Source organism: Bradyrhizobium sp. SZCCHNR3119, from assembly GCF_032487775.1.
GTDB lineage: Bacteria > Pseudomonadota > Alphaproteobacteria > Rhizobiales > Xanthobacteraceae > Bradyrhizobium.
This window is the reverse complement of the sequence record NZ_JAUEUV010000001.1, coordinates 46,140-64,549: the sequence shown is the minus strand read 5'-3', so window position 1 is coordinate 64,549 and position 18,410 is coordinate 46,140. Positions and strand designations below refer to the sequence as shown.

Annotated in this window: 22 protein-coding genes; 14 read left to right on the top strand and 8 right to left on the bottom strand. The window is 63.4% G+C overall.

The window, feature by feature from the left end; translation table 11 throughout:
* Positions 1-5 precede the first annotated feature (5 nt).
* From QX034_RS00315 to QX034_RS00280, 8 genes are all read left to right on the top strand, one after another.
* Positions 6-944 carry a nonribosomal peptide synthetase MxaA gene (locus tag QX034_RS00315; protein WP_315705875.1) on the top strand — a complete coding sequence of 313 codons (939 nt, stop codon included), beginning with the start codon at positions 6-8 and terminating at the stop codon, positions 942-944.
* Positions 941-1,963 (top strand): vWA domain-containing protein, encoded by a 1,023-nt coding sequence (locus tag QX034_RS00310; protein WP_315705876.1) that lies wholly within the window; start codon positions 941-943, stop codon positions 1,961-1,963. Before QX034_RS00315 ends, QX034_RS00310 begins: the two co-directional genes overlap by 4 nt.
* Positions 1,960-2,592, top strand: a complete 633-nt coding sequence (locus tag QX034_RS00305) for an MxaK protein (protein ID WP_315705877.1) — start codon at positions 1,960-1,962, stop codon at positions 2,590-2,592. Before QX034_RS00310 ends, QX034_RS00305 begins: the two co-directional genes overlap by 4 nt.
* A complete protein-coding gene (locus QX034_RS00300; protein WP_409998210.1) occupies positions 2,592-3,590 on the top strand; it encodes a vWA domain-containing protein in 999 nt (332 codons plus the stop codon). Before QX034_RS00305 ends, QX034_RS00300 begins: the two co-directional genes overlap by 1 nt.
* A 10-nt stretch (positions 3,591-3,600) precedes the next feature.
* The gene (locus QX034_RS00295) at positions 3,601-4,119 is read left to right on the top strand and encodes an SRPBCC family protein (RefSeq protein WP_315745120.1); all 519 of its coding nucleotides are present in this window, start codon (positions 3,601-3,603) and stop codon (positions 4,117-4,119) included.
* A gap of 192 nt (positions 4,120-4,311) precedes the next feature.
* Positions 4,312-4,821, top strand: coding sequence for a hypothetical protein (locus tag QX034_RS00290; protein WP_315731360.1), 510 nt, complete (start codon positions 4,312-4,314; stop codon positions 4,819-4,821).
* Positions 4,822-4,949: 128 nt separating this feature from the next.
* On the top strand, positions 4,950-6,308 hold the full coding sequence (locus tag QX034_RS00285) for a LapD/MoxY N-terminal periplasmic domain-containing protein (protein WP_315705880.1): 1,359 nt from the start codon (positions 4,950-4,952) through the stop codon (positions 6,306-6,308).
* A complete protein-coding gene (locus QX034_RS00280) occupies positions 6,305-6,943 on the top strand; it encodes a response regulator transcription factor (RefSeq protein ID WP_315705881.1) in 639 nt (212 codons plus the stop codon). Before QX034_RS00285 ends, QX034_RS00280 begins: the two co-directional genes overlap by 4 nt.
* A 125-nt stretch (positions 6,944-7,068) precedes the next feature.
* Here the strand turns inward: QX034_RS00280 and QX034_RS00275 are convergent, their stop codons facing one another.
* Positions 7,069-7,950: a LysR substrate-binding domain-containing protein gene (locus QX034_RS00275; RefSeq protein ID WP_315705882.1), complete on the bottom strand. Its 882-nt coding sequence runs from the start codon at positions 7,948-7,950 to the stop codon at positions 7,069-7,071.
* Between the two features lie 107 nt (positions 7,951-8,057).
* On the opposite strand from QX034_RS00275, the gene QX034_RS00270 reads away from it, so the two are divergent.
* The 6 genes from QX034_RS00270 to QX034_RS00245 all read left to right on the top strand — a co-directional run bounded on the left by QX034_RS00270 (position 8,058) and on the right by QX034_RS00245 (position 14,137).
* Positions 8,058-8,807 (top strand): SDR family NAD(P)-dependent oxidoreductase, encoded by a 750-nt coding sequence (locus tag QX034_RS00270; protein ID WP_315705883.1) that lies wholly within the window; start codon positions 8,058-8,060, stop codon positions 8,805-8,807.
* Positions 8,808-8,821: 14 nt separating this feature from the next.
* Positions 8,822-9,670 carry a transketolase gene (locus QX034_RS00265; protein ID WP_315767930.1) on the top strand — a complete coding sequence of 283 codons (849 nt, stop codon included), beginning with the start codon at positions 8,822-8,824 and terminating at the stop codon, positions 9,668-9,670.
* Positions 9,670-10,683, top strand: a complete 1,014-nt coding sequence (locus QX034_RS00260) for a transketolase family protein (RefSeq protein ID WP_315705885.1) — start codon at positions 9,670-9,672, stop codon at positions 10,681-10,683. Before QX034_RS00265 ends, QX034_RS00260 begins: the two co-directional genes overlap by 1 nt.
* An 84-nt stretch (positions 10,684-10,767) precedes the next feature.
* On the top strand, positions 10,768-11,781 hold the full coding sequence (locus QX034_RS00255) for a TRAP transporter substrate-binding protein (RefSeq protein WP_315705886.1): 1,014 nt from the start codon (positions 10,768-10,770) through the stop codon (positions 11,779-11,781).
* Positions 11,778-13,637, top strand: a complete 1,860-nt coding sequence (locus tag QX034_RS00250; protein WP_315705887.1) for a TRAP transporter large permease subunit — start codon at positions 11,778-11,780, stop codon at positions 13,635-13,637. The genes QX034_RS00255 and QX034_RS00250 overlap by 4 nt, the downstream gene beginning before the upstream one ends.
* A 38-nt stretch (positions 13,638-13,675) precedes the next feature.
* Entirely contained in the window at positions 13,676-14,137 is a 462-nt protein-coding gene (locus QX034_RS00245; RefSeq protein WP_315705888.1) for an ATP-binding cassette domain-containing protein, read from the top strand.
* Between the two features lie 162 nt (positions 14,138-14,299).
* Here QX034_RS00245 and QX034_RS00240 read toward each other — a convergent pair whose 3' ends face one another.
* From QX034_RS00240 to QX034_RS00210, 7 genes are read right to left on the bottom strand one after another with little or no spacing between them, the layout of a single operon-like run.
* Positions 14,300-14,722 carry a 2Fe-2S iron-sulfur cluster binding domain-containing protein gene (locus QX034_RS00240; protein ID WP_315705889.1) on the bottom strand — a complete coding sequence of 141 codons (423 nt, stop codon included), beginning with the start codon at positions 14,720-14,722 and terminating at the stop codon, positions 14,300-14,302.
* Between the two features lie 21 nt (positions 14,723-14,743).
* Positions 14,744-15,295 (bottom strand): hypothetical protein, encoded by a 552-nt coding sequence (locus tag QX034_RS00235; protein WP_315705890.1) that lies wholly within the window; start codon positions 15,293-15,295, stop codon positions 14,744-14,746.
* Positions 15,279-16,325, bottom strand: a complete 1,047-nt coding sequence (locus tag QX034_RS00230) for a 2Fe-2S iron-sulfur cluster binding domain-containing protein (protein ID WP_315705891.1) — start codon at positions 16,323-16,325, stop codon at positions 15,279-15,281. Before QX034_RS00230 ends, QX034_RS00235 begins: the two co-directional genes overlap by 17 nt.
* Before the next feature lies 1 nt (position 16,326).
* On the bottom strand, positions 16,327-17,352 hold the full coding sequence (locus QX034_RS00225; protein ID WP_315705892.1) for an aromatic/alkene monooxygenase hydroxylase subunit beta: 1,026 nt from the start codon (positions 17,350-17,352) through the stop codon (positions 16,327-16,329).
* A 20-nt stretch (positions 17,353-17,372) separates the two neighbouring features.
* Positions 17,373-17,675, bottom strand: a complete 303-nt coding sequence (locus QX034_RS00220; RefSeq protein ID WP_315705893.1) for an MmoB/DmpM family protein — start codon at positions 17,673-17,675, stop codon at positions 17,373-17,375.
* A gap of 9 nt (positions 17,676-17,684) precedes the next feature.
* A complete protein-coding gene (locus QX034_RS00215; RefSeq protein WP_315705894.1) occupies positions 17,685-18,065 on the bottom strand; it encodes a Rieske 2Fe-2S domain-containing protein in 381 nt (126 codons plus the stop codon).
* A complete protein-coding gene (locus QX034_RS00210) occupies positions 18,058-18,303 on the bottom strand; it encodes a toluene-4-monooxygenase system B family protein (protein WP_315705895.1) in 246 nt (81 codons plus the stop codon). The genes QX034_RS00215 and QX034_RS00210 overlap by 8 nt, the downstream gene beginning before the upstream one ends.
* Positions 18,304-18,410 lie beyond the last annotated feature (107 nt).

The following is an 18,410-nucleotide window of genomic DNA, read 5'->3' as shown; positions in this document are numbered from 1 at the left end:
GCCTCATGCGGGGTATCCTTGCCATTGCGTCGATGCTGGTGGTCTGCGCGATCGCCCCGGCATCGACCTTGGCGGCGGCCGACGCGCCCGCAGTGAAGCAGGTGACGATCCGTACGCCGCGCGACATCGGCTATTTTGTCGGCGATTTGATCCGAGCGGATATCACGCTGGTTGTCGATGGCCGTACCGATATCGATATGGCGTCGTTGCCGCGTCCTGGCGCCGTCGCTTATTGGCTCGACATTCGTTCCGTCGATATCAAGCAGCGAAGTGACGGCGCCGATCGTCGCTACGTCCTGACGATCATCTACCAGAATTTCTATGATGCGCTCGATGTGCGGCTGCAGGAGATTCCGGCCTTCTCGCTGCTGTTTCACCGGGCGGATGAGACCGCATCGTTCGATGTTCCGGCCTGGACCATTGGTGTTTCGCCGCTGCGGGAAGTGGCGCCGCCGGCCAAGAGCGATCCAAAGGACTATCTGCGGCCGGACCGCGGCGCATCCGTGATCGATCTCAGTCCGCATGTCTGGTCCCTGACCGCGGCAGCCGTTGCTGTGCTGTTCTGTCTGGTCCTGGTGGCTCATGACCGCGCCTGGTGGCCGTTCGTGCGGCGTCCGGCGCGTGCGTTCTCGCTGGCCTCAAATCGACTGCGGGGCTTGCGCAGCCGGAAGAACGAAGTCGCGGCCTATCTCGAGGCGTTGGAAGCCCTTCATCGCGGTATCGATCAGGCCGACAATCGATCGGTGCTGGCCGATGATCTCGAAATATTTCTGCAGCGTCATGCGGCCTATCGGGCTTTGCGAGAGGGCTTAGGCGGCTTTTTCGGCGCATCGCGGCTGGCATTCTTCGCCAACGATCCCGAGCGCGCGCGGCGGGAGTTTTCGTTCGATCGGATCGAGATGCTGGCGCGGAAGCTGGCTGTTGCGGAAAGGACCGGGGCATGAACCTGGCGGTGGATCGGCCATGGGTGCTGTTGGCGCTGGCGTTCGCGCTGTTGCCCCTGGTCTTCTCCGGGCATCGCGCAGCGCAGGTCGGCTCCGTGGCCGTGATTCCGGCCGACGCGGTTTCGATGCTGATCGGCTGGGTCTTGCGCTGTTCCGCAATGGCGGCGATTGCGCTGGTGGTCATCGCACTCGCCGGTCCATATCGCCTTGGCCAGACGATCAGCCGGGCCGGCGAGGGGGCGCAGGTCGTCATCCTGCTCGACCGCAGCGGAAGCATGAACGATACGTTTGCCGGCCGTACGCCCGAAGGCAATGAGGAATCGAAGGCTTCGGCAACCAAGCGCCTGCTGCGCGAATTCGTCGGCAGGCGACCGCACGATCTGTTCGGAGTCGCTGCCTTCTCGACCTCTCCGATGCTGGTGCTGCCGCTGACCGATCATCATGACGCCGTCAGGGCGGCGATCGATGCCAGCGATCGTCCAGGCTTAGATTTCACCAACATGGCGCGCGGCCTCGGCATGGCGCTCTCGATGTTTGCCGCCGATCGGCCGGACGAGCACCACGCGATCCTGCTGGTCTCCGATGGAAGCGCTGTAATCGAAGCCCGTCTGCAGGACCAGTTGCGCGCGGAGTTCCGGAAATTCAAGGCGGACCTGCTTTTCCTGTTCCTGCGAACGGCCGGAAGTCGTGGCATGTTCGACAAGCCCGGTCCGGACGAAGACACGCCACGCGCCATGCCGGAGCGCTTTCTCAATCTTTTCTTCCAGACGCTCGGCGTCCCCTATCGGGCATTCCAGGCTGAGAATCCGGATCAGGTCGCCGATGCCATCAATCGGATCGACCAGCTCGAACGCTATCCGATCACCTATGCCGAGCGCGTTCCACGCAGGGATTTGACGGGATTGGCTTACGCTGCAGCCTGCGGCGCCATTCTTGTGCTGGTCGCAGGCAAGCTGGTTGAGGTGCGTCTGGTCACACGCCGCGCGGCCTCTGAAACGGCGATCGGAGTGCCGATATGACCGGAGCTTCCAGCCATGCGCTCGGTCTCCATCGGACCAGGTCTCGGCCGGGCAGGATATCCTGGACGCTGCTGTGGCCACGCTGGCGGTCGCGCCTGCTGGTCGCGCTATTGGCGCTGTTTGTCTTGGCGTTTCTTGCGCTGCTTGTCGAGATAGCTCTCATCGTCAAGGCCAATGAGGCGATCCGTCGGTTGAAGACGAACCATGATGTTCCGGTCGCCGTGGACGCACCGGCAGAATTGCTGCTGGCACGGGTGTCCTTCCTGCTCGATCACGACCGCATCGACGAGGTGCGACCTTATGTCCAAGCACTCGACAAGCAGGACGCCGGGCGGCTTGCCGCGATCGCGCATTACGATCTTGCCAACAGCCGCCTGCGGCAGGCGTTCGATCTGATCACGGCAAGCAAGCTCGACAGTGCAGGCCCCTTTGTCGTGCTATCGCGCGAAGAATATCGGCGGGCGCTCACGCTATCGCCCGATGATTGGGATGCGAAATTCAATTTCGACGTGGCCTCACGGCTGATCCGAGATTTTCCGACGTTCGAACGCACGTCCGGCGACGACGTCAAGGCGGACCGGAAGAAGATCTGGACCGACATCCCCGGCAAGCCACAGGGGCTTCCCTGATGATCTTGCATGGTGACATGGTGATGTGGAACTGGCGGCAGAATCTGCGCGATCCGATGGCCCTGCTGCTGCTCGCAGCGTTGGCGCTGGCGTGTGTCGCGATTGCGTTGCCGCCTATGCCCATGACCGTGATCGGGGTCGACGTCCTGGCGATCGTCGATATCACCGGCAGCATGAATACACGCGACTATCAGGTCGCTGGCAAGCCGACCAGCCGGTTGCTCGTTGCCAAGGCGGCCCTGAAGGACATGATCGGCAAATTGCCATGCCCGAGCCGGCTGGCGTTGGGCTTGTTCAGCGAGCGCGTACCGTTCCTGCTGTTCGAGCCGGTCGATGTCTGCCAGGACTATGGTGCGGTCTCCGGCGCGATCGAAGCGATCGACTGGCGCGAAGCCTGGGAAGGCGACAGTCACGTGGCTGCCGGTCTTTATAGATCGATCGAGATGGCCAAGAGCCTCGGCGCGGATCTCATCTTCATCACCGACGGCCAGGAGGCGCCGCCATTGCCGGCCTCAGGCGCTCCCGCTTTCGAGGGCAAGCGCGGCGAGGTGAGGGGGCTGATTGTCGGGGCCGGCGGTTACTCTCTGTCTCCGATCCCGAAATTCGACGATCGCGGTAACGAGGTCGGATTTTGGGGTATTGATGATGTGCCGCATGAGAATCGCTTCGGATCGCCTCCGCCCGATGCCGAGAGCCGGCCGGGCTATAATCCGCGGAATGCGCCGTTCGGGGCCGCCGCCGCAATCGGGACGGAACACCTGTCCTCCGTTCGCGAGCCCTATCTGAAGCAACTCGCTCAGGAGGCGGGCCTTGGCTACGCGCATATGGACGGTTCGTCCCACCTCGCACAAGGCTATCTCCCGATCGCAACATCTCATGCGAGCCCTGGCCTGACCGATCTGCGCTGGGTGCCCGGGGCTCTCGCGCTCCTCGCTTTGCTTGCCGTTTTCTCGCCGTTGGGCCGGCGCCTCGCCGGTCTGAAGTCCGCCAACCTGTGAGGGTCTTCCGATGCGCCTTTATCCTGTCTACGCCGCCACCTGTCTTCTCGCCTGGACGGCGGGAGCCCTTGCGCACGGCCCGACGCCGCAGAAGGTCGACGAGACGATCGCGATCAAGGCGGCGCCGGACAGGGTCTGGGCGATTGCGGGCGACTATGCAGGCATCTCGAAATGGGATGCTGTGGTGAAATCGAGCGAGGGTTCGACCAAGAAACGGGTCATGACCTTTGGCAATGGCGAGCAACTCGAGGAGGAAGTCGACGAGTACGATCCGGCAAAAATGACCTATTCCTATCGGATGCTTAATCCGAACGTACGAGCCTTGCCGGCGAGTTCTTATTCCGCGACGCTTGTCGTGACATCGGACGCACATGGTGGCAGCAATGTCGAATGGACCGCGCACGTCTACCGCGGTGACACTGACAACGAGCCGCCGGATGATTTGAATGACGAAGCGGCGAAGTCGGCCCTGCGCAGATTATTCCGGGCCGGACTGGAAGGGATCAAGGCGAAGGCCGAGGCAGAGTGACATGGTTTTCGAACGGCCGACCCCGAAGATCGCCACGGGAGGCGGAGCAGGTCTCGGGTGGTCGGGGCCCGCCGGCCGCCGCGGGATTCCTCGCATCAAGGTTGCCGACCGATCGGGAAGCCTCGTGCCGTGCGCCGTGCGGAAATAGGGGCGCAAATGCTCTCGGTGGCGCGCAGCAGCCGATCCTTTTCCGTGCTTCTGTTCCTGTGTACGGCTTTCCTTGCCGCCTGCAATGAGGAGCCGGAGTCGCGAGACGAACGGACCGTTGTGGTCAAGAAGCCGGAAGACGTTTCGACATGGCTTGCGGTCACCGACAAAATCGAACCTGCGGTCTGGTTGCGGGGCCGGGAGGTCGGCCATGAGGTGCTGGCGACCGATCCGGAGGTCGATCGGCTGCGGAGGGCGATCCGGCAGGCCGTGTCCCGCTTCTATGAAGACGAACGCATGATCGCGAACCGGACGGTGCAAACGGCGGATGCGTTGGCGGAAGCAGGGCAGCCCGAGCGATACGTCGATATCATGGCCGGCATGGTCGATGCGGCCGACGTGTCGCCCGACCGTAAGCTCTATGGCGACATGTGCCAGCACTATCTGATCCTCAGGCGCAATGGTGAGGGCCGGACTCAGGCGCTCGAACATGTCGGCGCCTCCTATAGGCATGCGGCCTCTTGCAAGGACGCCGCATGCACGGATCCGAAGTGACGAGAGAACCACTGGTACCGGCGAAGTGAAATGAAATGACGAGTTATCACCCGTCCTGGCGACACGCGAGCAGGACTCTCTTGCGGTCCCTCTCCTTCCGTTCGTTGCGGATACGCCTGATCGCGATCGTGCTGCTCATCGACTGCATCGCCGCCGCACTGACGACCACAGTCGTGATCATGAATGCGCGAACCAACACGAGACGTGAAATCGCATCCTCGATGCAGCTTGCCGATGCCCTGGTTGGAGATACCATCCGGTTGCTACGGGATATGCCGCCGGCCATTCTGCTACGGAGCATCGATCTGCATTTTCAACCCGTTCGTCACATCAAGATATCGGTGATCGATGCAGAAGGAAGGTCTGTCGCGGCACTGGCATCGTCGTCCGATAAGGCCACGGATGACACGGATATCCACGACGCTCCCGAATGGTTTACTCGCCTGATCGCGCCACCGATCGAGCGAAATCGGTTTCAGATCGTTGCGTCAGGCCAGAAGATTGGAACTGTGGTGATTACGTCCGAGCCAAGCGACGAGATCAATGAAGCCTGGAATTATGTTCGAGCTCTTGTTCTGACCGCGTTCTGCTTGAATGCAGCTGTTCTGTTCGTCCTGTTTATTCTCTTCGGCCGAATATTGGAGCCCCTCACGCGCCTCGTGTCCGGCTTGAAACACCTCGAGGACAGAAATTACGCCGTGCGCCTGCCGAGCCCGTCGATGTCGGAGCTTTCCATCATTGCGGATCATTTCAACAAGACGGCCGAAGCGCTGGCTGTCGCGTATCAATCCAACCGCAGTCTGAATGTAAAGCTTCTGACGGCGCAGGACGAAGAGCGGCGGCGAACCGCTCTGGAGCTCCACGACGAGGTCGGCCCATGCCTGTTCACGCTCGAAGCTGGCGCGACCGCGATCGCTCGTATGTCCAAGGATCGACCCGAGCTCACGCGATTGCACGATAGGGCGTTGGACGTCATCGATATCGTTTCGCAAATTCAGAGCATCAACCGGCGGCTGCTTGACCGGCTTCGTCCGATGGCCTTGGGGCAGATTCCCTTGAAGGATTGTCTAATCAAGCTGATTGTTGAATTCGATAGTACGGATAATGCTCCGGAATTCGAACAGACAATTGGCGAGTTGCAGGAGAGCTATGGGGCTGTCATCGATCTGACCATTTATCGATGCGTTCAGGAAGGCATGTTCAACGCGGTCCGGCATGCTCAGGCGCAGAAGATCGTTTTGACGATAGATCAGAAGGACGCCTTGAAAAGACAGTTTGTGTTCGTGCAACTATCGGATGATGGAATTGGCCTGCGGAGACCGTTCAAGCCTGGGGTCGGGCTGGCCGGAATGCGCGAACGTGTCGAGGCGCTGAGCGGTGCGTTCAATCTGGAGAGTTCGTCGTCCGGAACCATTTTGACGGTGATCCTTGCCGCGGATGGAGGTGACGTGCCGGTTGAAGCATTTGAAGGGAGCGTTGTGTCATGACAAGCGCGCTTCTCGTTGACGATCACCCCATGATGCTGAAAGGCTGCCGGAATCTTTTGCAGGATATCGGCGTTGCGCCGATTCACGAGGCGACCGACGTCAGGACCGGCTATGGGGCGTTCCTGAAACATCGGCCCGATGTCGTCATCGTTGATCTCACGCTCGCCGGGGATGATTTGGGCGGGCTGTCGCTGATCCAACGCATCATTCACTGCGAGCGAAAGACGCGGATCCTCGTCCTGAGCATGCACAATGATCCTGCGATCGTGAAGCGAACGCTCGACAGCGGGGCGGCCGGCTATGTGCTCAAGGACTCGCCGTCTTCGGAATTCGTCAGCGCGTTCGAGCGCGTGGCTGCTGGCTCCACGCATCTCAGCCACGACATGGCGGTGCAGGTGGCTCTCTTGCACTCCAAGAGCAACGAACTGGCGGCCAAGAATCTCTCAGATCGCGAGCTGCAGATCCTCTCGCTGCTCGCAAAAGGAAATAACTATGACCAGATCGGCGTCAAATTGGGCATCAGCTATAGCACGGTGACCAACGCCTGCTCGTCGATGCGAACGAAGCTGCAGGTCAGGACACTCGCGGACTTGATCCGTTTTGCGATCCAGAATGACCAGGGTGGTTCGCAGTAAGGTGCGGGACGACGCGACTTGTCGGCATGGCGTCACCGACAATCTTTGCGCCTTGGATCTCTGCGGTTGGGCTCCGGCTGGGCCGTGATGCCCACGGGACCTTCGCCATTTTGGCGCAAGCATGCTCAATGCTCCCAACCCAGCTCGGATGTGATCCAGTGGGCAAAGGCGCGCACGGCCATGCGCTGGTGATCGTTGCGAGGAAATACCAGGCGATGGCCCACATAACGGATGTCCGTGGCGCGGCCGGCCAGCGGCGCGACGAGCCGACCTGACGCGAGCTCACGCTCGGCCAGCAGGGTCGATTCAAGCGCGACACCGAGGCCTTCGGCCGCGGTCGCAAGCGCCAGGAAGCTGCGGTCGAAGCGCATGCCGTGAAGGGCGGGAGATTCAAGACCGTTGGCAGCGAACCATTGATGCCATTGGATCTGCTTGACGTCGGAGCGGATCAGCGTTCGTTCCAGCAGATCCGCCGGTCGCTTGATCGTTGCTGCGAGCGCAGGTGAGCACAGCGGCGTGATCGTCTCCTCCGCCAAGGGCACGATCTCGACGCCTTCGGCATGTGGCTCGCCGTAGACGATATCGATGTCGAAATCATCGTTCTTGAAGCGTGCGTAGTCTGTGTTGGCCGAGAGTCGCACCTCCAACTTGGGATGCGCGGCGAGGAATTGTGCCAGGCGCGGCGTCAGCCATTGCGCGGCAAAGCTCGGTGCAGAATGAACGCGCACGAGCTGGGGGCCGCGTGCGGCGACTTCTTCCAATCCTCTGCGCAGTTGGTCGAAGGCGGCGCCGGCGTGGCGCATCAGGTTTTCGCCGGCCGGGGTGAGGTGAACCGCGCGCGCCTTCCGTTCGAACAGCACGGTGCGCAGGGTGGCTTCCAGCTTGCGGATCGCATGGCTGACGGCTGATGGCGTCAGGTGAAGCTCATTTGCTGCATCGCGAAAGGAGCCGGTGCGCGCAGCGGCCTCAAACGCCTTGATCGACGAGATCGGGATGTTCGATAGCATCCGATAAGTGAACCAGATTCATCGATCCATGACAACTGCGCGTTTGTCGCCGTCACTTCCGCCGGTCATGGTTGCGCCCACGAAAACGAGACATCGGGAGGACAAGGATGCTGCTGAGCGGCAAGACGGCGATCATTTCGGGTGCAGCCTCGCGGCGAGGCATCGGGCTTGCGACCGCGCGGCGGTTTGCGGCCGAAGGGGCCCGCGTCGCCATCCTCGATATCGATGCTGCCGCGGCCGCCGATGCGGCTGCCACGCTCGGCGATCAGCATATCGGGCTTGCCTGCAACGTCGCCGATAAGGCCTCATGCAACGACGCCGTCGCGCAAGTGGCCGCAAAGTTCGGCGCCATCGACGTCCTGATCAACAATGCCGGCATCACCCAGCCGGTCAAGCTGCTCGACATCACGCCGGAAGACTGGGATCGCATCCAGGACGTCAACCTCAAGGGCGTGCTGTTCCTGTCGCAGGCCGTGATCCCGCACATGCGCGCCCGTAAATCGGGCTCGATCGCCTGCATGTCGTCCGTCTCGGCGCAGCGCGGGGGTGGCATCTTCGGCGGCCCGCATTATTCGGCAGCCAAAGCCGGCGTGCTCGGCCTTGCAAAGGCGATGGCGCGCGAGTTCGGCATCGATGGCATCCGCGTCAACTGCGTGACGCCGGGCCTGATCGGCACCGACATCACCGCCGGCAAGCTGACCGACGAAATGAAGGTCAAGATCCTTGAAGGCATTCCTCTCAACCGTCTTGGCACCGCCGACGATGTCGCTGGCATCTACACGTTCCTTGCGTCGGATCTGTCCGCCTACGTCACCGGTGCCGTGATCGACGTCAACGGCGGCATGCTGATCCATTAACAAGGTCTTAGACGATGGACACCGCAACGACTCGGCTCGTCAACGCACCGACATTGGCGCAGCGCGCCTACAACATCCGCCGCAATGCGCTCCGCATGGGCGAGGTGCAGGGGCAGGGTTATATCGCCCAGGCGCTCGACATCTCGGACGTCCTGGCGGTGGCCTATTTCCATGCGATGCGCTACCGGCCCGATGATCCGGATTGGGATGAGCGGGATCGCTTTCTGCTGTCAAATGGTCACTATGCCATCGCGCTGTACGCCGCGCTGATCGAGGCCGGGATCGTCCCGGAGGCTGAGCTCGAAACCTATGGGAGCGACGACAGTCGGCTACCGATGTCGGGCATGGCATCCTACACGCCGGGCATGGAAATGTCCGGCGGCTCGCTCGGTCTCGGCCTCAGCATCGCCGTTGGCATGGGCCTCGGGCTCAAGCGCAAGAAATCGAGCTCGCGCGTCTACACGCTGTTCTCCGACGGCGAGCTCGACGAAGGCTCGGTGTGGGAGGCGATCTCGTCCGCCAGCCACTACAAGCTCGATAATCTCATCGGCGTCGTCGACGTCAACAATCAGCAGGCGGATGGTCCCTCGACGCAGGTAATGGGATTCGAGCCGCTGGTGGCGAGGCTCGAGGCGTTCGGCTGGTTCGTGCAACGCGTCGACGGCAACGATCTCGACGCCGTCGTGGCGGCCTTCGATGCCGCCAAGACCCATGAGGCGCCGAAGCCGCGGATGATCGTGGCCGACACCTTAATGGGCAAGGGCGTGCCGTTCCTCGAACAGCGAGAAAAGAACCATTTCATTCGCGTCGAGCAGCACGAGTGGCAACTCGCGCTTGCCGCGCTCGAAGCCGGGAGGCCGTGATGAAGACGCCGCGAGCAGCGCCAGATCTGAGCAAGCCGCGCTTGACGACATCGGCGATGATCGCCTCGATCGCCTCCGAAGGCCAGCGCACCAAAGCCGCGCCATTTGGTCATGCGCTGGTCGAGCTGGCACGCAGCCGTCCCGAGATCGTCGGTATGACCGCCGATCTCGGCAAGTACACCGACCTGCACATCTTCGCCAAGGAATTTCCCGACCGCTATTACCAGATGGGGATGGCCGAGCAGCTCTTGTTCGGCGCCGCTTCGGGTCTAGCCGCCGAGGGATTCATGCCGTTCGCGACGACCTACGCCGTGTTCGCCTCGCGCCGCGCCTACGATTTCATCCATCAGACCATCGCGGAGGAAGACCGCAACGTGAAGATCGCCTGCGCGCTGCCCGGCCTGACCTCCGGCTATGGTCCAAGCCATCAGGCGGCGGAGGATCTCGCGCTGATGCGCGCGATGCCGAACATGACCGTGATCGATCCTTGCGATGCGCTGGAGATCGAGCAGGTGGTGCCGGCGATGGCGGCGCATCAGGGGCCGGTCTACATGCGGCTGCTGCGCGGACAGGTGCCGCTGGTGCTCGACGAGTATGATTACAAGTTCGAGCTCGGCAAGGCCAAGCTGTTGCGCGACGGCAGGGACGTGCTGATGATCTCGTCCGGCCTGATGACGATGCGTGCTCTCGAGGTGGCCAAGGCGCTCGCTGACGATCGTGTCGACGTCGCCGTTCTGCATGTGCCGACCATCAAGCCGCTCGACGCCGAGACCATCGTGCGCGAGGCCGGCCGGTCCGGCCGCCTGGTCGTCGTCGCCGAGAACCATACGGTGATCGGCGGTCTCGGCGAGGCCGTCGCGGGACTGCTGATGCGCTCCAGCGTGCATGCGCGCTTCCGGCAGATCGGCTTGCCCGACGAATTCCTCGACGCGGGCGCGCTGCCGACGCTGCACGACCGCTACGGCATCTCTCTGTCGGAGGTCGCCAGGCAGGTGAAGGGCTGGCTCAAATAGCCAGCCGCCTCTCACGATCATCGTCGATACTCCGGTGCGCTTGAGCGCCGGGCATAACAACAAGCTCATATTGGAGGAATGGTAATGCGCAAGGGGAAGACGCGTCGACAATTCCTGGCGGGGACGGCAGCCCTGCCTTTCGCCATCGCCGTCTCGCGCTATGCAAAGGCGGCCGAGTTCACGATGAAGCTCGCGACCGGCCAGGATCCGTCGCATCCGGTCAACAAGCGCGCGCAGCAGGCCGCCGACCGCATCAAGGAAGCCAGCGGCGGACGGCTCGAGATCAATCTTTATCCGGCCAACCAGCTGGGCTCGGACACCGACCTCATCTCGCAGGTCCGAGTCGGCGCCGTCGATGCGATCAACATCTCGAGCTCCGTACTCGCGACACGCGTGCCGCTCGCCGGCATCGTCAATACCGGATTTGCCTTCACATCTTACGACCAGGTCTGGAAGGCGATGGACGGCAGCCTGGGTGACCACATCCGCAAGGATATCGAGAAGACCGGCGCCATCGCGCTCTCCAAGCCGTGGGACAACGGATTCCGTCAGGTCACCTCGTCGACCCGCGAGATCAAGACGCCGGACGATCTCAAGAGCTTCAAGATCCGCGTTCCGGCCGCCCCCATCCTGACCAGCCTGTTCCAGGCGCTTGGCGCGGGTCCGACCCCAATCAACTTCAACGAAGTCTATACCGCGTTGCAGACCAAGGTCGTCGAGGGGCAGGAGAACCCGTTGCCGATCATCGCCACGGCCAAGCTCTATGAAGTCCAGAAGTACTGCTCGCTCACCAGCCATGTCTGGGATGCCTACTGGATTCTCGGCAATCGGGCCGCCTTCGGCAAGCTGCCGTCCGACCTGCAGACGCTCGTCCTGCACGAGTTCAGCAAGTCGGCCGATGACGAGCGCGCCGACATTGCCGCGCTGAGCCAGAGTCTGCGCGCGGATCTCGCAGCGAAGGGCTTCACCTTCATCGATGTCGACAAGAGCACGTTCCGCGCCGTGCTCGCCAAGAGCAGCTTCTACAAGGATTGGCGCGGCAGGTTCGGCGAGGAGGCCTGGACGATCCTGCAGTCGAATGTCGGAGAGCTAGGATGAACACCGTCGACGCGTCTCTGGCAGCATCCACGAAGTACAGCATCGTCGACGGCCTCGAGCGGGCGCTGACGAAGCTGATCGAGATTCCCGCGATCGTCGCCTTGGTCGCGGAGGTTGGAATTCTCTTCACCAGCGTGACGGCGCGCTTCGCCTTCAACCGGCCGCTGACCTGGGCTGACGAACTCGCGTCGATCACCTTTCTCTGGCTCGCCATGCTGGGCGCGGTGCTCGCCCTCGGCCGCGGCGAGCACATGCGGATGACTGCGCTGGTCGATCGCGTCGCGCCGCGCACGCGCGCGGTTCTGGAAAGCGCAGCGCTGATGGCGCCGGCATTGTTCCTCGCCATCCTGCTGCATCCCGCGATCGACTATGCGAGCGGGCAGGCGTTTGCGGAAACGCCTGCGCTCGGCCTGCCCGACAGCGTGCGGGCCGGCGCGGTGCCGGTTGGAATCGCGCTGATGCTGGCAACCGCGCTGCTGCGGATGGCACGCCACGCCTCGCGTGACATCGCGATCACGCTCGCACTCCTGGCGACGATCGGAGCCGCATTGTGGATCGCAGCGCCGGCGCTGAAGGCGCTCGGCAATTGGAACCTCGTGGTATTTTTCGCGATCCTGCTGGGCGCGGCGGTCCTTTCGGGTGTTCCGATCGCGTTCTGCTTCGGTCTTGCCACGGTGGCCTATCTGCTGACGGTGACCACCGCGCCGCTCGAGGTCGTCACCAGCCGGATCGACGAAGGCGTCTCCTCGCTCGTGCTGCTCGCGATTCCGCTATTCATCCTGCTTGGCCATCTGATCGTGATGACGGGAATGGCAACCGCGATGGTCGGCTTCCTGGTCTCGCTGGTTGGGCACGTGCGAGGTGGCCTGTCCTATGTGCTGCTTGGCGCGATTCTCCTTGTCTCCGGTATCTCCGGTGCCAAGACCGCCGACATGGCCGCGGTCGCGCCGGTGCTGTTTCCGGACATGAAGCGGCGCGGCATTCATGACGGTGAGCTGGTCTCGCTGCTCGCCGCCTCCGGCGCGATGGCGGAGACCATTCCGCCCTCGATCGTGCTGATCATCATCGGCTCGGTCGCCGGCGTTTCGATCTCGGCGCTGTTCACCGGCGGCATCGTGCCGGGCCTCGTGCTCGCGGCGGCGCTGGCCATCGTCGCCAAGCGCCGCATGGTCGAACCAGAAGGCATCATCCGGCCGCGCCCATCGTGGACCACCATCCGCTCTGCGCTGATCACTGCGATGCCGGCCCTGCTACTGCCCGTGCTGATCCGCACGGCGGTGACCGAGGGTGTCGCGACTGCGACCGAGGTCTCGACCATAGGCATCGCCTACACGGTCCTGGTCGGGCTGTTCGTCTACCGCCGCTTCGATTGGCGCAATCTCTATCCGGCGCTGGTCCACACCGCGGCGCTGTCGGGGGCGATCCTGTTCATCATCGGGGCCGCCACTGCGATGGCTTGGGCGCTAACGCAATCGAACTTCTCGCATGCGCTCGCGGCGATGATGGTCGCGGTGCCCGGCGGCAAATATGGCTTCCTCCTGATCTCGATCGTCGTGTTCATCCTGCTCGGCAGCATCCTCGAAGGTCTCCCCGCCATGGTGCTGTTCGGCCCGCTGCTGTTCCCGGCGGCGAAGCTGCTCGGCGTACACGAGGTGCACTACGCGATGGTGATCATTTTGGCGATGGGCATCGGCCTGTTCGCGCCGCCCTTCGGCCTCGGCTACTACGCGGCGTGCTCGATCGGGCAGATCGATCCCAATGCCGGACTGACGCGCATTTGGCCCTATCTCGGTGCGCTGGTGCTCGGGCTGCTGCTGGTCGCCTTCGTGCCCCGGCTGTCCATCGGCTTCCTCTGAGACGATGCAATGAAACAGCCCGCATCATGAGCACCGAAATGCCAGTCGCGCGTGAGATGATGACGCAAGAGACGAACGCGACAGCATCCGTCCTCGAAGCCCGGGACATCGAAAAGAGCTTTGGCGCCACCCAGGTGCTTCGCGGCGCCAATCTGTGGATTCGCCGTCGCGAGATCCACGCGCTGCTGGGCGGCAACGGAGCCGGCAAGTCGACCCTGATCCGGATCATCTCCGACTCGCATCGCCACGACGGCGGATCGATCAGCATCGACGGCCGGCTCGATCCGGATGCCAAGGCGATCGCCGTCGTGTTCCAGGAGCTCGCGCTGCTGCCGCATCTGTCGGTGGCCAAGAACATCTATCTGCCGCATCGCAAGCGTGCTTTTGCCAGATTGAGTGAAGCCGAGTGCTTCGAGGAGGCGCGCGCCGCGCTGGCGCTCGTCGACGAAAGCCTTGCCGAACACGTTGGATTGGCCGGTCGCCAGGCTCGATCTACATGAGCGGCAGTTCGTTGAAATCGCTCGGGCGTTGAGCTCCGGGGCGCGCTTGCGGTAAGAACCTCCGCGAATGATTCCGGCGCTCGGGCTGTCAGCGAGTGCCGATGCACAGGCGGAGTCACCGTTGCGCTCGAGAGATACTGCGCGAATGATCAGTGCCGGGCGCTAGTCATGACGGTTCGTTTGCGCGGCGGCGCGGCCGCGGCGGAAGCGGGAGCGTGTGCCGGGTGGGTAGGCCCGCGCGAGCTGATTGTGCTCGATCCGATGCTGCATCATGTCCCGGCGGGTTTGATGCTCGTCCAGCATCAGGACGAGATCTGAGCATGGCTTGGTCGAGCACAGCAGCACGAAGCCGGCTTCGGCGTCCTCGGGATAGACGGTGAGCGCGGCGGAGCGGTCGACCTCGCCCTGGAGCAGTCGCGCCGCGCAGGCGAGGCACCAGCCCTGCTCGCAGATGAAGGGGCTCTCGATGCCGGCATCGATCATGCTGTAGAGCAGATATTCGTCGGCTGCAGCCTTGAAGGTGAGTGTTCCATCGCTACGCTCGAGCCTGACGTGAAAACGGCTGGCGTCGGCTTCGTCGTTCATGATCGTCCTCTCGGTCACGGCTCACCAGCGGCTGTCGGGCAAGGCGACCTCGCCGATGCGGCCGCGCGCGTAGCAATGCGCCGCCGCGATGATGCGTATCGCGATCGCGAGTTCGCGGGGATCCCGCGGCGCGTAGACGATGAGGCTCTGCGGCGGGACGGCGCCGGCCATGTAGCGCGCGAACGGATGCACCGTGCCCCAGCCCTTGGCCGCGACCTTCTGCGCCCATACCGGCCGCAGGGTGAGGTGCAGCGATCCGTCCGGACGAACCAGCAGCCAGACCGGCGCGAATACGAACGCCTCCGGCTGGCCCATGGCATTGGTGTCGTCGAGCGCGAAGGCGCGGCCTGCAGTGTTGAGCGGCGGCGGCACCTCTTCGACGCCGGCCAGCGCGCATGCGCATGAGGCAAGCTGCCCAGCATATCCGGCGGGCGAGGCGTCATCGAGCTGATGGCAAGGCCATGTCAGCGCGAGCCGCGGGGCGTCGCCCTGCCGCGCGGCGAGACGGCGCAGTCCCGGTGCCATGACCCAGACCGGCGCGCCGTGCAGCCACATGCTAGGCGAAGCTGTCATAGTGGACCTGCGTGATCGGTACGTCGGCGCTGCGCAGCAGCGCCTTGACCGCGTTGACCATGACCGGTGGCCCGGCGACATAGAACTCCGCCGCGGCGGGATCGGTGACCGTTGCCTTGATCGCATCGGTGACGAAGCCGGCTGCATGTGGCCAGCTCGCCGGCGCCTGTTCGACGACCGGCAGGTAGCGACTGTGGGCCACGTGCGCGATCGCCGCTTCCAGCATGTCGGCCGCAGCGAGATCGGCCGGCGCACGCGCACCGTAGATGACGTCCACGGGCGATCCGAAATCGAGTTGCGTTTGCGCCGCCTCGCGTATCATCGACAGGATCGGCGCAAGGCCTGTGCCTCCGGCCACGAACACCTTGCGGCCCGGCTCGCGCCGTAGCGTGCAGGTGCCGAACGGGACCTCGACGGTGATGCGAGCGCCCGGCTGCAAGGCGGCAAGCGTATTGCTGCCGTGGCCGCCGTCATAGCGCTTGGCAATGAACTGCAGGATGGCGCTGCCCGGCAGGTTGCACATCGAGTAGCAGCGTCGTAGGCCTTCGCCGAGATGCAGGATCGCATATTGGCCAGGCCGGAAGTCGATCGGCGCGGCGGTCTCGAAGGTGAACTGGCGAATCTCCGGCGCAAGATGTTCGACCTCTCGCAGGATCGCCTGTTGCTCGACGCATCGAGGCGTCGGCGCGGACCAGTCGCCGGGACCGCGCGCGATGGTGACATCCGAGGCTGCGCGAGATTGACATGCCAGGATGCGGTTGCGCCGCGCGTCGCGCGGATTCACGGCTGGGGCGCCGGGAAAAATCAATTCCACTTGCCCGTCGACGAGGGTCACCTTGCAGGAGCCGCAACTGCCCCAGCCGCATTCGTAAGGCAGCGCGACTCCGCTTCGCCGCGCGGCCTGAAGGATGGTTTCGTGTTCGGCCGCGTCGATCGCGACACCATCGGGCTCGATGCGGAGTTGCCGCGTCATCAACGCCGTCCTTTCGGCCTTGACGGTCGGCTGCTCGATGCCGACCGTGCTCGCCAAACTACAGTCCGCAATCCGCGATCAGCCTTGCCTGCGCCGTCATGGTCCGCTCCAGGATCGCTTGCGCACTGTCGGCGCCTGGCGCGGCCGCGAGCGCCTCGCTCAGGCCACGCGCGGCGCGTTCGCCGAGCGGCATCCATTTCGCGGCCCATTCTCGCAACAGCACCGCATGGGTAGGAACCTTGCTGGCGGCGTATCTCACCAGAGCCTTCGTGGTCTCGATGGCATAGGATTCGTCATAGTTGCGGAAATCGTCGTGCATGAGCGCCAGCAGATCGTCATCGTTCGCTCGCGCCAGATCGGCGATCTCGCGATTGAACACGTGATCGAAGATCGGCCGCAGCACGAGATTGCGGGAGACGAAGGCCTCGCCCCAGTCGTAGGCGACCAGATGCTTCTCGATCAGCTCGCGCAGGCCCTGCCATTGTGGTGCCTGCGTCCAGATCGCGCGGGTCCTGTTGCTGTCGGCAAGCTCCGGGCGTCCGGTGTCGAGCGCAAGCGCCTTGGCCAGATAGGCCTGGCGCTGCACGCGGCGCATTTCGTTGCCCATCTGGAAGTAGAAAGTGTTGGTGACGAAGGCCGACGGCGCCATCTGCGCGACATAGGCTGCGCTCATCTGCATCGCGTGCCCGGGAAACCGGACCGGCAGATAGGCCTGGCCGAGGAAGTCGAGCCAGGGCGTCGGAAGCTTGCGGTAGCTGTCCTGCCGCTCGAACTCGTCGATCAGATTGTCGCAATAGACCTCGCGGTCCTTCTGATCGGTGACGTAGCGGCGATAGGTATAGGTGAGGGGATCGCGATAACCCTCCCAGTCGTCCAGCGAAAGTTTCGAGCCCTCGCGATTTTTGAGATAGAACTGGTTGATCGGCCAGTTCTCGGACAGTTCGAACGGGGCGGGCGCGCGCCGGAAATGACTGTGGAACTTGTATGTGACGGCTTCGTATTCCGACGGCAGCCGCCGCTCGGTCCACAGGCTCCAGGTCTTCTTCTGCTTGCGCGCAGCCGGCTTCGCGGTCATCGCGGTCATGGCGTTTCCTCCCAGGATTTTTATGTATGGATGGTCCAGACCCACTCGTCGTCCATCGAATCCAGCCGTCCGCCGAACGACACTAGGCTCGGCTCGATCTCGGCGAGCCGGAACGGCCGGCCCAGTGCCGCCTGCATGCTTTTCTGCGTCAGACGGAAGTTCCTGTCGGCCTGGATGCGGACGTAACCGCCGCGGTCCTCGACCACGATCTCGACGTCCGGATTGTCCTGCTCGCTTGCCGCGATCACTGCGTCGATGATGTCTTCGTCGACGCCCCTGATGACGGGACCGACGAGCTTCGGTGCTGCTGCTGTTGTGGTCATGGTCTTGTCCTATGCGTCCTGTTCGGCCTTGTGGCGCAGGCGGCGCGGCCGGCCGTCATTCGGCACGCCGACCAGAATGGTTTCGCCGTCCTTCTTCACCGCGTAGCGGAAGAGCCGGCAGTCTCGCGGGTTGAGGCCGCGACCGTCATCCATGCTGAACTCCCACTCATGAGCCGAACAGGTGATGGTGCCGGCTTCGAAGTCGACCGTGCCGTCCGCCAGCAGGATTTCCTGGTGCGGGCACATGCCCTGGAAGCAGCGCAACTCGCCGCCGGGCAGGTGCACGACGATCACTTCCTCCCCGTCGACCTCGACGCCGAGGAAATCGCCTTCCCACAGGTCATCCAAGGTTGCGACCTTTATCCACGAGACGTCGGCATCGTCAGACATAGGCCACCTCGATCCAATCCATCGGCTGGATTCCGGACTGGGCGACCGTCATCCCGGACGGCAGTTCCTTGCCGTTGTAGTAGACGCATTTTGACGCGCTCTTCTCGGCCACGCGCAGTCCGACCGCGTGCTGTGCGACCTTGTCGGCCACGATGCTCATGTTATCGCCGTCGTCGACGGGGATCAGCATGACGACGAAATCGCCGCGAAAATTGGCTTGAAGCGGGAACAAAGCCACGCTTACCTCCCATGTCTGTTGTTGTATCGATTGGGCGGGCCGCTCGTGAGCGGCGCTTCTCAATCCCTGTTGTGTCTGTCCTGTCGCCTGTCTCTCGCGCCGGTCGA